At 67.4% G+C, this 12,289-nt stretch carries 12 protein-coding genes; 5 read left to right on the forward strand and 7 right to left on the reverse strand.

What is annotated here, in order from left to right:
* Positions 1-44 precede the first annotated feature (44 nt).
* Positions 45-671, reverse strand: a complete 627-nt coding sequence (locus tag AC0LPE_RS07615; RefSeq protein WP_490606322.1) for a DNA/RNA non-specific endonuclease — start codon at positions 669-671, stop codon at positions 45-47.
* A 3-nt stretch (positions 672-674) separates the two neighbouring features.
* Positions 675-1,151 (reverse strand): hypothetical protein, encoded by a 477-nt coding sequence (locus AC0LPE_RS07620; protein ID WP_490605952.1) that lies wholly within the window; start codon positions 1,149-1,151, stop codon positions 675-677.
* A gap of 587 nt (positions 1,152-1,738) precedes the next feature.
* Here AC0LPE_RS07620 and AC0LPE_RS07625 point away from each other — a divergent pair.
* Positions 1,739-2,104: a VOC family protein gene (locus tag AC0LPE_RS07625; protein ID WP_423661024.1), complete on the forward strand. Its 366-nt coding sequence runs from the start codon at positions 1,739-1,741 to the stop codon at positions 2,102-2,104.
* A 210-nt stretch (positions 2,105-2,314) separates the two neighbouring features.
* Here AC0LPE_RS07625 and AC0LPE_RS07630 read toward each other — a convergent pair whose 3' ends face one another.
* The gene (locus AC0LPE_RS07630) at positions 2,315-3,859 is read right to left on the reverse strand and encodes an HD domain-containing phosphohydrolase (RefSeq protein ID WP_490605953.1); all 1,545 of its coding nucleotides are present in this window, start codon (positions 3,857-3,859) and stop codon (positions 2,315-2,317) included.
* Positions 3,860-3,968: 109 nt separating this feature from the next.
* On the opposite strand from AC0LPE_RS07630, the gene AC0LPE_RS07635 reads away from it, so the two are divergent.
* From AC0LPE_RS07635 to AC0LPE_RS07645, 3 genes are all read left to right on the forward strand, one after another.
* Positions 3,969-4,706: a hypothetical protein gene (locus AC0LPE_RS07635; protein ID WP_490605954.1), complete on the forward strand. Its 738-nt coding sequence runs from the start codon at positions 3,969-3,971 to the stop codon at positions 4,704-4,706.
* Positions 4,707-4,800: 94 nt separating this feature from the next.
* Positions 4,801-6,144 carry a hypothetical protein gene (locus tag AC0LPE_RS07640; RefSeq protein ID WP_490605955.1) on the forward strand — a complete coding sequence of 448 codons (1,344 nt, stop codon included), beginning with the start codon at positions 4,801-4,803 and terminating at the stop codon, positions 6,142-6,144.
* Entirely contained in the window at positions 6,104-8,959 is a 2,856-nt protein-coding gene (locus AC0LPE_RS07645; protein WP_490605956.1) for an FtsW/RodA/SpoVE family cell cycle protein, read from the forward strand. Before AC0LPE_RS07640 ends, AC0LPE_RS07645 begins: the two co-directional genes overlap by 41 nt.
* A gap of 4 nt (positions 8,960-8,963) precedes the next feature.
* Here AC0LPE_RS07645 and AC0LPE_RS07650 read toward each other — a convergent pair whose 3' ends face one another.
* The 3 genes from AC0LPE_RS07650 to AC0LPE_RS07660 form a co-directional block, all read right to left on the reverse strand.
* Entirely contained in the window at positions 8,964-9,953 is a 990-nt protein-coding gene (locus tag AC0LPE_RS07650; RefSeq protein WP_016692119.1) for a rod shape-determining protein, read from the reverse strand.
* 171 nt (positions 9,954-10,124) lie between these two features.
* Entirely contained in the window at positions 10,125-10,478 is a 354-nt protein-coding gene (locus tag AC0LPE_RS07655) for a hypothetical protein (protein WP_490605957.1), read from the reverse strand.
* A gap of 140 nt (positions 10,479-10,618) precedes the next feature.
* Positions 10,619-11,170, reverse strand: coding sequence for a helix-turn-helix domain-containing protein (locus tag AC0LPE_RS07660; RefSeq protein WP_060654406.1), 552 nt, complete (start codon positions 11,168-11,170; stop codon positions 10,619-10,621).
* Between the two features lie 82 nt (positions 11,171-11,252).
* Here AC0LPE_RS07660 and AC0LPE_RS07665 point away from each other — a divergent pair, with 82 nt between their 5' ends.
* Positions 11,253-11,612, forward strand: a complete 360-nt coding sequence (locus tag AC0LPE_RS07665; RefSeq protein WP_059383608.1) for a hypothetical protein — start codon at positions 11,253-11,255, stop codon at positions 11,610-11,612.
* A gap of 9 nt (positions 11,613-11,621) precedes the next feature.
* On the opposite strand, the gene AC0LPE_RS07670 is transcribed toward AC0LPE_RS07665, so the two are convergent.
* Positions 11,622-12,287 carry a FadR/GntR family transcriptional regulator gene (locus AC0LPE_RS07670; RefSeq protein WP_490605958.1) on the reverse strand — a complete coding sequence of 222 codons (666 nt, stop codon included), beginning with the start codon at positions 12,285-12,287 and terminating at the stop codon, positions 11,622-11,624.
* Between the last annotated feature and the right edge of the window lie 2 nt (positions 12,288-12,289).

A 12,289-nucleotide genomic window follows, 5' to 3' on the forward strand; every position in this document is an offset into this window, starting at 1 on the left:
CGAGAGTTATAGGGACGAAACCGTTCTCACGCCTATACGAGACGTCACCAGTGGATGGCTGCCACCGAATCCAGTGGCTCGGTGATCGCCTCCGTCGCGACCTGCAGATCCGCATCTCGCAACGCCTGCGGGAACCGCAGCCGGGCGCGTTGTTCGATCTCGGCCAGCGGAACCTGGAAGAGCCGGAACTCGTCGAGGTCGAGCACCTCGATCTGATCGAGGTGCTGTCTCAGTAGGAAGCCTCGGGCCTCGAGCTCGCCGTTCTCCATGAACACGAGCACCTTCCAGAACTCGCGGGGGATCTTCACCCTCCTGAACTCGCGGTCATCGTCCGCGAACACCGGGCCGCCGAACGCCGACACCTTCAGGTCGTCGACGTCGACGTCTGCGAAGACCGCGTCTTCGAGTTTGCCCCAGACGCCGTCGCGGGCGCTCTGATTGAAGTCGTCCATCTGCGGGGTGATGTTGGTGTAGATGAACGAATCGGTGTTCGCCTTCGTTGCTTCGCTCGTGCTGCCCCACAGCAGGTCGGCGCGTCGTGCGAGGTGCCCGCGATCGAGTCGGTTCGCTCGGTACAGTTCGTTGCCGGCCTGGACGTCCGCCGCCAGACGTGGATCCTTGACGAAGTCGATGTTCCTTCGGCTGAGCTTCTTCCTCGAATCGCCGTCGATGTTTCACGCCACCCATGCGGCGAACCGACGCGACTTGCGCATCGCCAGCGAGAAGTGCGTGTAGTGCAGCACCTCGGAGCCGTCGTTCGCCTTCGCGATGTCGGGCTTCACTTCGGGAAGCGGGACGGGCGTCGACAGGAAGTTCGGGCCGAAGCCGACGTTCGCGACCGCCTCTTCCGAGGCCGGCGGGGTGAGGGTCACACCCAGCTTCTCGAAGACGGATTGCTGCAGGCACGCCAGCGCGTGCTCGTCGGAGCTGCCGTTGGCCTCCCCGGCGAAATGCAGGCCGGCAAAGACTGTGGTCGCCGCCGCGTCGGTTCCGGACCGGAACATCCATGCCGCTCCGGAGTCGCCGCCGCTGCTGATCTCACCGTCGGCTGCGGGGTGCTTCGAAGCGGGTCCGATCTCGAACGCACCGATGGACTTCGTGCCGAGCCCGCAGATCTCCGGATCGAACTGCCGATCCTTGACCGTCGCCACGGCACAGTCCCCGGCCGGCCCAGGTGCGACCACACGAGTCGTCCTATCCGGTTGTCGTCGCGTCTTCCGGGGCGGCGTCGCTGCTTCCGGGGCGCGATGGAATGCGGGTTCGTACGACCGCTCGATCACATCGGTCAGAACCTTCACACCGTTCACGGTGATGCTCTCGGGAAGCGGGGAGGTGCCCAATGCTTCGAGAGCTTCGGGCTCCGATACCTTCTCATTCACTGTGAACTGCACGGCGAGCTCGCCGGTGGGTTTGCCGTCCACATGCTTGTATCCGACGCCGACAGACGAGACGTTCGGATCATCGAGGTAGTCGGCGCCCTTGTTGCGGAAGAACTTTCGCGCAGCGACGGTGAGTTCGTCCTTCTCGGGGCGGGGTGTGCGATTCGTCGGACAGGGAGAGTGCAGCGGCCTCGGCTTCGTCCAACAGCCGCCACTGTCCGGGTTGCGTACTCATTCTCGGGACTCCGAAGCGCGGGTAGTGGTGTACTCGAATTCGAGATGACCCATCACTCGATTTTTGTGGAATGAACCCCGCTGAGCGGGTCGAATCCACCGAGGATCGTCGAAGGAGCGACCGCATGCGTCCGACCGGCATCACCACGAACATCAACGTCCCGGACATCGGGGAGGCGCGGAGCTTCTACGCGGACTATCTGGGGCTGAGCGTCGAAGAGATGAATCTCGGATGGGTCGCGCGGTTCACCACTCCCGACGGTCGTGCCACCGTCCAGTTGGTCAGCGGTGACGAATCGGCTCCCGTGGACTCGGCGATCTCCGTCCATGTCGGCGACGAGGTGGAAGCGGCCTACGAGGAGGCGCAGCGTCGGGGGTTCGAGATCGTGTATCCGTTGACGACGGAGCCGTGGGGAGTGCGGCGGTTCTTCGTGCGCGCACCGGACGGCACGGTCGTCAATATCGTCAGCCACTCCGACGACCCGCGGTAAGGGGACGAGGACGCCGTTCCGATCCGGTGTTCTCGACGGCGTATATATCGGTCGAGAACACCAGATCGTCCGGCTCGTCGCGCCGTCGCGTGCGGAGGCGAGGAAGTACCCAGTCTTGTAGTACGTCGGCATACATCTGGCGCATCGTCTGGTGCGGACACTGATTTGTGTGGGTTCGACCCCGGAAAGCGGGGGGCAGATCCACATTAATCAGCTCAGGCCGAGGTCGATGGCAGCCAGCCCGGCCTGCGTGCGGTTGTGGACGTCGAGCTTCGTGTACACGTGCTCGACGTGATTGCGCGTCGTCTTGTGCGCGATGCCCAGCTCGTCGGCGATCTGTCGGTTCGAATACCCCAGAGCGACGAGTCTGAGGATCTCCACCTCGCGACCCGTCAGTCCCGCAGGCCAGGGCGCGCGTCGCTTCGTCGGGTGCCCCGCCGCGAGCAGCACGGCCTCGACCGCTTCGGTGTCGAGTCGACCAGCCTGCGCGTCGCGGCACATCCTGGCCGCCGCGGCCTCGGCCGTCAGTGCCTTGCGGTGCGGTCGAGGCTCTCGTAGCCGCTGATAGGTCTCCGCGGCGGCGAGGATTCGCGCGGTCACGCTCAGGTCGGCAGCCCGGAGCCCGCCGGGATATCCGGAACCGTCGAGTCGCTCGCGGTGCGTCACCGCGACGGCGACGACGGGTTCGAGCCCTGCGACGCGGCTGAGGATCCGTCCGGTCAGATACGGATACAAGCGGACCCGCTCCCATTCCGCGGTGGTGAGCGGACCGGCCTTCTCCCAGATCTGATTGGGCACACCCATCCGTCCCAGCCCGTGCACGAGACCCGCGCGGTAGAGGAGTTCGACCTCCGCGACCGGAAGTCCGCGATGCCGACCCGCGGCCGCCGCCAGATCCGCCACACGTCTCGAATGCCCCAACAGGTAAGGGCATTTGAGGTCGACGAAATCCGCCATCGCGCGCAGCATCTCGTCCAATTCGGGTCTGCTCAGGATGTAGTCACGATCGGACGCCTGGGCCAGCGCCGCCGACCATGCGTCCTGTTCGAGCACACCCGCCGTGATCGCGTCGACGTCGTCGACGAACACCTGCGCCACGCGCGGGCCGAACTGGGTTCCGCTTCGCGCACGAGCGACAGCGACCGCCTGCGCGGACCCACCGAGACGGACGTACACCTCGGCGACGTCGGCCAACTGCACGATCTGCATCTCGACCGGAATCTCGTCACCGCGAACGCCAGAAGGTAGCCCCGCACCGTCCCAGCGCTCGAAGGTGAAGGTCAGCATCGCGCTCACCCGAGGGTCCAGCCCGACGCGATCGGAGAGAACACTCGCGGACCCGCAGTGGGACCGGATGAGATCGGACACCTGCCGGCGCGCAGTGAACAGGAAGGCTGTGGCATGGAGGAAGCGCTCGGCGTATGGCAGTCCCCGCCCGCTGTGGCCCATCAGCATGCGGAAGAAGGGGGGCCCCGTCATGTCCACCGCGTACGTGTCGGCGCGGAACGCGATGTCGTCGCCGAACATCCGTGCCAGTTCGTGGGAATCCGCATGGCAGCCGATCCAGGCGACCAGGTTGGCGTAGAAGACGACGTCCCGCTGGTCGGCGCTCAGACCCATCCGGTCGGCGATGCGTGTGGCGATCACTGCCGAGCGCAGCATGTGCTCCATCGGCTGACCGAGACCCAGATCGATCGCGAGGGACAGCGCGGCGACCAGCTCCGCCCGTCGCGGATCGTCACCCGTGGACGTCATGGACTCAGTGTCCTCGCACGATGCCCGGTCCGAAAGATGAGGCAGCGGCCTCATGACGTGCGGAGGCGGCGGGCACAGGATCGAAGTACCCGCAATCGAGGAGGACGACATGACCATCACCCCGCAGGCAGCCGCCCAGCAGTCCTGCGAACTGCCCCGGGTTTCCGGAGAGCGTTTCGCCGGCTACGCCGTGATCGGCGCGCCGTTCGCGAGCGGCCACTATCTCGCGCTGCGCAGATTCCCGACCAACAGCATCGGCGCCGGCTTCACGTCCGTGTGGCACCGCGACCCGGACGGCGCATGGACGGTGTACAGCGACGTCCCGGCCGAACTGAGCTGCCCGCGCTATCTCGGTCGCGCGCTGAGCCGCACCGAGCAGACCGACGTGCGCGCCGATTGGACCGACCCCGCCGACCTGCACGTGACCGTCGGTACCGAACTGGAGTGGGATCTCCGGATGACCACCTCGCCGGCGACCACCGTCATGAACGCAGCGGGCAGTCTGATGCCCGACGCCCTCTGGCACAGCCCGACGGTGCTGGCCGCGATGGGTCGCGCCGCCGGGCCGGTGCTCGGCGCCGGCCGGATGCGGCTCGGTGGGCACCTGCCGAACGGGCAGTGGTTCCGGGCCAACCCGCGGCAACTGTGGGTCGCGCACACCGAGCGTGCCGTCGTCCGTGGAGTGGATCTCGGACCGGAAGGTCCACTGACTCACCAGGACCGCTTCGGCGACTTCCGGCTCCCGCAGCGGGGATTGTTCGCGACGGTGCAGGTCTGGCTCGAACCGTTCGACGCCCGGCGCCACCACCCGGCACGTCCCGACACGGTGTATGCGGACGGCGAGTGATCGGTGGGTGTTCCCGGCGGTAACAGCCTCTGGGGCAGAAGTGCCGCAAGGTTTCGTTCGAAAGTCGAGGCAACTCTTGCGCAAATGACACACAATGGATTTCGGTAACGAGTCGTCAAGTGGGAAAGGCAATTCAAGGTCAATTCACCCGCCCGCTCCGGTCTGGCTGACACTTGCGGGAGGCCTGGTGTTTTCGGGATGCGCGATGATCGAAGCAGTCTTGGGAATCCATGCGAGAGACTACGAGCCCGTCGAGGTTCGATCCGCCCCGCCCACACGGACGGACGACGACGCAGGGGGCGGCGTAGAACTCGGAAGACTGCTTGCCGTAGCGACTTTGACGCCTGCGCAGGCCGCGCTGCTCGTCACCGATACGGTCCATCAACTCGAACTCGCGCACACCCGGGGCCACCATCCGATCCGCCTCCGAGGCGACGCCGTGATGGTGTCCGAGGATGGTCAGCTCACCATCGACTGCGTCAAGAACGCGGGCTCCTGGGACGAGGTGCGCGACGCGACGGCCGGACTTCTTCGCCGAATCGTGACGAACTGCCGCAACGAAGCGCTCGAGGAGAGGGTGGACGCGGCGATCGCCGAGTCGTCGGATCTCGTCGGCCTGGCGAGACGCGTTCGTTATGCTGCCGCAACCGAATTCGACGAAACCGAGATCGAAAGGAAACGATCGCAGATCGCTGCGCTCGTCTCGGTGGTGAAGGGGCATGCTCGTCCGGTGGACGGTACGGCGGAACGGGCAGACGTGCCGCGCGTGACGGAAGAGAGGACCTTCGTCCCGAATCGACGTCGCCCGCCGGCTGGGACGGTGTGGCATCGCAAGAAGCGACGGCTGCCGCGACGCCGGACGGTCATCGCGCTGGTCGCGATCATCGCGCTCGTCGGGCTGGCGTGGGTAGCTCCCGCAGCGTGGTCGGAGCTGAATCGGGGCTGGCACACCCTTCTCGACCCGGTGGACTCGTCGATGGACGACCGGATCGATCCGGTCTCACCACCGCCGCCGGTGCCCGAAGTCGCACCGGGATCGCCCGTGCCGGGGCCCGTCGGCACCGGTCTTCCCGGAAGCGCCGGACCGATCACGCGGGTCGCCGCGAGCTTCGCGAACGGTCCGTGCGAGCCGGGACGATCGTGCACCGTCCGCGTCGACGTCGGGCTCGACCCTGCGGCGAATATCGGTACGGTCACGTGGAATCTGACCGTCTACGACCGATGTACGGGCGTGACACTGCCGGGCCGGGCGATCACCCTGCCGGTGCCGGCGGGAAGCCCGGAGGCCTACGGCATCGGAAGCGTCGACCTGCCACCCGGGTCGGCGCTCGCCGTCGCCGCGGCCACCACCGTTCCTGCAGAGGCCGCGTCCGAGCCGGTGTACGTTCCCACCGAGAATGCCGCCTGTGCGCCCGGGGGCTCTCGTGACGGCGGATAGGCACCCGTCCGATCCCTGGCTCGTCACGGCGGCCGTCGCCCTGGTCGCTCTCGGCATGCTCAACATGATCTCGACGGGCATGTCGTCGCTCGCAGTGCGTCACGCCGCGCTCGCGGCCGTGGGGCTCGGTGCGATGTGGGCGACCTCGCGCATGCGGATCGCCGCTCTGAGCCGTTTCGGGTGGGCACTGTTCGCCGCCTCGGTGGTCCTGCTCGCGGCGGTGCCGCTGGTGGGTATCGCGACCAAGGGCGCTCAACGCTGGCTGGATCTCGGCGTGTTCACCCTGCAGCCCTCCGAGATCGCCAAGCTCGCGCTGGTCATGGTGCCCGCCGCGATACTGGCCGGCGGGTACACGCTCGGCAGGTTCGTCGGTGTCCTGATCGTGTCGGCGGTGCCGATCGCCCTGGTGGCGCTGCAACCCGACCTTTCGACCGCCGTGGTGCTCGTGGCCACCGTGCTGCTCATGCTGATCCTGGCGAGAGTCCCGCTGCGGTCGCTGTTCCCGCTGTTCGCGCTCGGGCTCGCGTCGCTGCCGATGGCCGTGCTGTTCCTGCGTCCGTATCAGCTCGAGCGGATCCACGTCTTCCTGTCGAACGACGCCGACCCACAGGGATCGGGTTGGGCCGCATGGCAGGCGGACATCGCGATCGGCAGTGCGGGGTGGTGGGGCCTCGGCCGCGAACCGGACTACGACCTGCGGGCCCAGTACCTCCCCGAATCGGAACACGACCTCGCCTTCGCGAGTCTCGTGTACGGGTGGGGCCTGGTGGCCGGCATCGCCGTCGTGGCGGCCGTCGTGATCATCGTGTGGCGTTCCGTGGTCGCCGCCCGCGTCGCACGCACTCGGGAGGCGGCACTCGTCGCAGCGGGTATCGGCGGTGTGTTCGGGCTGCATACCGTGGTGTCGGTGGCCCAGAGCCTGTCGCTGTTGCCGCACACCGGCATGCCGATCCCGATCTTCAGCTACGGAGGCACCGCCTCGATCATCGGGTTCGTCTCGATCGGCTTGGTGCTCGCGGTGCGCCGCGACGGCGTGACCCGGCCGCTGTGGGTGACCGAACCAAAGAAGCGCCGTCTGCCGCGCGGAGTGTCGGTGGGTGCGCTGACGCTGACGGCCTCGCTCGCCGCGATGTCGGTGTTCGCGTGGCAGATGCAGACCGCGCACGGCACCGAGTTCCGCGCGACGAGCGACACGCAGATGCTCCGCTGCATCCGTCTGCCCGCCGAGCGTGGTCAGATACTCGACCGGACCGGCGTTCCCGTCGCGACCAACGTCGCCGAGTACACCGTCGCGGTGGTCGCCCGGATGTTCGCCGAAGGTGCCCCGTCGGCGCGCTACGAACTCGCGGCGCTCCTCGGCATGCCACTGGAGAAGCTCGACGAGGAACTGCGGAGCAGTACCGGCGGGGAGATCCAGGTCGTGCTCGGACGCGTCGGTCCCGAACAGGCCCGGGCGATCGTGGACGCTCGGCTGCCCTGGGTGCTCGTCTACCCGACGGGCCGCAGGCAGTACCCGCACGGGGAGATGCTGGCGTCGCTCCTCGGATACGTCGGGATCGCGGACGAGCAGGACATGGAACTCTGGCCGACCCTCGCGCTCGGATCCCGGGTCGGCAAGGCCGGGCTCGAGCGGCAGTACGACGCGTTGCTGCGCGGCGTCGACGGCAAGCAGTGCGTGTACGTCGATCCGTCAGGACGTCCGGTGGGCACGGGGGAGCGGGTGGATCCGATCCGCGGCCACGACCTGCGGTTGCATCTCGATGTCGGCATGCAGCGGGCCGCGACCGACGCGCTCGCCCAGACGGTGCGCACCAGCGGAGGCGACCTCGGCGCCGCGGTCGTGATGGACGCCCGCACCGGCGCGGTGCTGGCGCTGGCCAGCGTTCCCGGCTACGACAACAACGTCTACGGACCCCCGGCCGACCTCGCCGCGATCGCGGCGCAGACCGCGGCATCGGGTCCGGGCCGCATGCTCAACCATGCGGTGCAGACGGCAGCGCCACCGGGGTCGACGTTCAAGATCGTCACAGCGTCGACGAACGCGGCGTTCGACGTGCTGTCCCCGGATGCCTTCCTGGCGGGCGGCGCGGCCTACACCTACGGCGGTCACACCTTCGCCAATTGGCAGCCGATGGGCCCGAACAACCTGCTCGGGGCGATCCAGTGGTCCGACAACGTCTACTTCTACCAACTGGCCGACCTTCTCGGTCCCTACCGCATCGCGCAGATCGCTTCCGAGCTCGGCGCGGGTGCCCCCTCGGGGATCGATCTGCCGGCCGAGTCCGCAGGCTTCCTCGGTACCCCGGACAACGTCGAGAGCATCGGAGGTGCCTGGTATCCGGGTTCGACCCTGCTCATGGGTATCGGCCAGGGCACCGTCACGGCCACGCCGATCCAGGTCGCGCGGTGGACGGCGGGTATCGCGTCGGGTCAGATGGTGACCCCGAAGCTCGCTGCCGCCTACGGACCCGGCGACGCGGTCCCGATTCCCACCGAGCAACCTCGGCCGTTGTCGTTCGCCGACAAACTCGAACCGGTGCGCGCCGGCATGCGGGCGTCGGCCTCGGCCGGCACCGCCGGTCAGCTCGCGAGCCTGCCGGTCACGGCCGCCGCCAAGACCGGCACGGCAGAGGATCCCTCGGCACCGGGTAAGGGACTCAACGCCTGGTTCTCCGCGGTCGTACCCGCCGAGTCGCCGGAGGTCGTGGTGACGGCGCTGGTGCGCGGCGGCGGTTTCGGATCGGCCACCTCGGGACCGGTCGTCAAAGGTCTGCTCGAGCGTTACCTCGCGCAGCTCCGGACGCCGAATCCCTGACAGGTCAGGCGGCGTAGGCGGCGATCACGTCGGCGTGCTCGATGCACGAGGTCGCGCCCTCGGCGACGCAGGTGAGCGGCCGCTCGGCGGTCTTCACCGGCAGGCCGAAGGCCTCCTCGAGCAGTTGCGGCACGCCACGCAGCATCGATCCGCCGCCGATCGCCAGAATGCCTTCGGCCATCACGTCGCTGATCGCGCGCGGCGGCAGGTCGTCGAGGCAGCTCGACAGGGTCTGCACGATGCTCATCGTGGTGGGCCGAACCGCATCCATGATCTCTTCGGTCTCGAGCGTCACCAGACGCGCGCGGCCGGTCGCGGCGTCGCGACCCTCGACCACGAGCGACCGTTCGTCGGCGGTCTCGGGCGCACCCACCTTGGCGCGCTCGGCAGTGAGTTCGCCGACGATGATCTGGTGTTCCGCGCGGAGATACCGGAGGATCGCGCTCGTCAGGTCGTCCCCGGCGATGCGGCAACTGCGGTGCGACAGGACACCGCCGTAGCAGAGAGCGGTGACTTCCGAAGTGCCACCGCCGATGTCGACGACGAGATGGGTTCGGGGCTCGAGCGGGTCGATCCCACACCCGATGGCACCGGCGACCGGCTCGGGAATCAACCCGACCTTCCGCAGACCGGCCTCGTGCCCCACCTCGAGCAGCGCACGACGCTCGAGCGGCGTGGCCCCGGCGGGAGCTGCGATGACGCCTACGGGTCGGATGCCGTAGCGACGTCGGGGCGCGAGCTGGGCGAGCACGGCCGTGACGAATGTCCGTGCCGTTTCGAGATCCACGATCACCCCGTCGCGTATCGGGTGGACGGGAGTGATCCCACCGGGTGTGCGGTCGACGAGGTCGCTCGCCTCCTTGCCGATCGCGAGCGCTCGGCGCGGTTCCTTCGTCCGCACCATCATCAGCGACGGCTCGTTGAGCACTATGCCCTCGTCGGGCGTTCCGACTACGGTGTTGGCTGTTCCGAGATCGATACCGAATCCACGCACGTCGGCCTCCGAGGGGATCCCAGCGAAATTTTCCGGATGGTGTCCAACGGCATCGTTATGATGTCGTGTACCGCTCAGGTTACCGCCGCCGAATTCTGTTACGCGCGTTGTTCACCGGAATGATATGCCGCGTTGTGCCGCTGAGTGCCCCGCTCGTCTCGGATGACCGGATCAGGCGGGATCGAGTTGCAGCACAACCTCGACGCGACCGCGTTCGTCGCGTGTCGCGACGGCGTGGCCGGTGCGTTCCTCGTCGTCGAGTTGGATGCTCATGGGAGCACCGGCGCCGAGAAAGTTGCGCCACCAGGACTTCTCGTCGGGCATCGCGACGCCGATCGTCACGGAGTCGCCCGAACGTCGGTAACTGATCGGCAACGTGATCTTCCTGCCGGATTTTCGACCCGTGTACGTGATCGGTGCGACATAGTTACGGATCCGGTTACCGATGACGGGTAGACCGGCGCCTCCCATGACCATGGAGTTGAAGGGACCTGCGAGACGGAACAGTGAACCGGCAATTGTCATGTCTACCTCCCGCAGACACGGTACGGGAAGGCGTAACCGTCCGACATCGGTTCGACTTCGGCCGGCCCACGACGATCTTCGCGCAGTGGGCCGGTGCGCACGTCGACGAGTTCCGCTGAGGTCTACTCCTCTGCCGGCCTCTACCCCTCTTCGGAAGCAGTGCTGGGAGGAGCCGGTATCACCGCGGTCGTCAGGGTGATGCGCATTCGGTCGTCACCGGTATCCGTGCGATACGGGGCGAGGATGTCGGCGAGCCTGCTCTGGATCTCCGCGAGATCGTCGGTCGTGACGTAGAGCGGGGTGGTCCCGAAACCCAGATAGTCCCGCAGGCTCCGATCGTCGTCCCCGATGAACTTGTCGAAGCTCTCGCCGAGCGCACCCAGGAAGGTGACGAAGGCATTGCGCAGTTCGGCGTCGCTCATCGCCGCGAGGTCGTCGTGGCCGACGTGTGCCATGCGGTCGCCGAGCGCGAGGGTGCGTTCTACGGTTCCACGCACGCGACGTTCGTCGACGACGGTGACGATCTCGGCGTCGATCAATGCTGCGACGTGCCGGTAGAGCGTGGCCTGGGTGACGTCGGGTAGTGCCGACCGGAGTTCGCTCGTGGTCAGCTGCCGTCCTCCGAGTTGCTGCACGATCCGCAGTCGAACCGGATGCAGCACGACTTCCGCGATCGGGGACGTCTTCGCCATCGGTACCTACCCATCATTGTTATCACCGTGATAATGTTCTCAGTGCTGTAGTCAGTTTACCGTCGACGGAAGGTCCGACGTCATGGCCGAAACGACATACGACAACGCAACCCTCCACCTGTCCTTCTCTCGGTGGGAAGCCTTCATGGTCCGCCGATCCGCGATGGAGGTGCCGATCTCGGCGATCACCGGCGTGGAGGTCCTTCCGGGATGGACGTCCGAGATCCTCGGCATCAGATCGGGCATGGTGATCTCCGGCTTCTTGAAGGTGGGCACCTTCCGGCACCCGCGCGGCATCAAGCGCCTGGTCGCCATGAAGCGAGGTCATCCGGTGCTGCGTGTCGCGCTGGGCGGCCCGGGCGTCGAGTTCGACGAACTTCTCCTGAGCTCTCCGGAGGCGTACACCCTCGCGGACGCCCTGCGCTCGGCCGGGGTCCGATGAGCGGCGGCCTCAGTCGGTGAGTTCCGCGAACAGGGCCCGCGCCGCCTCCACGGTCGCGTTCTCGTCGCCGGCGATCACGGCGGCGACCAGAGCGGTGTGTTCGGGTTCGAAACCGAGACCGGTGACGCGGACGTGCCGGTCGATGGTCCGCCGGATCGACGGGAGCAGCGAGTCGTAGAACTCGAGGTACACCGCGTTGTGGCTCGCTTCGACGATGCCGCGGTGCAAGGCGACGTCGGCGGCCACCGCGGCGTCGGTGTCGGATCCGGCGAACAGCCGGTTGCGTGCGGCGAGCAACTGCTCGAGCCGGGCCACGTCGTCGGGGGTGCGTCGTCGCGCGGCCAGGACGGCGGCGGTGACGTCGAGTGCCTGCCGCAGTTCGAGGACGTCGCGTTCGTGGGCGGTGGCGAAGTATTTGCCGAGGGTGCCGGTGACGTCGGAGGTCGCGATGACATAGGTGCCCGAGCCCTGGCGGCGTTCGAGCATGCCGGTGTGGACGAGTGCCTGCACGGCCTCGCGGACGGTGTTGCGTCCCGTGCCGGTGAACTCGCACAGCTGCGGTTCGGTGGGGATCTTCTCGCCCACCTTCCAGCGACCGCTGCAGATCTCACTGCGCAACTGCTCGGTGACCTGCTCGATCAGGTTCGTCCGCTGAACAGGTTTTCCCAAAGTCATCC

The sequence above is a fragment of the Rhodococcus sp. S3 genome (genome assembly GCF_058211795.1).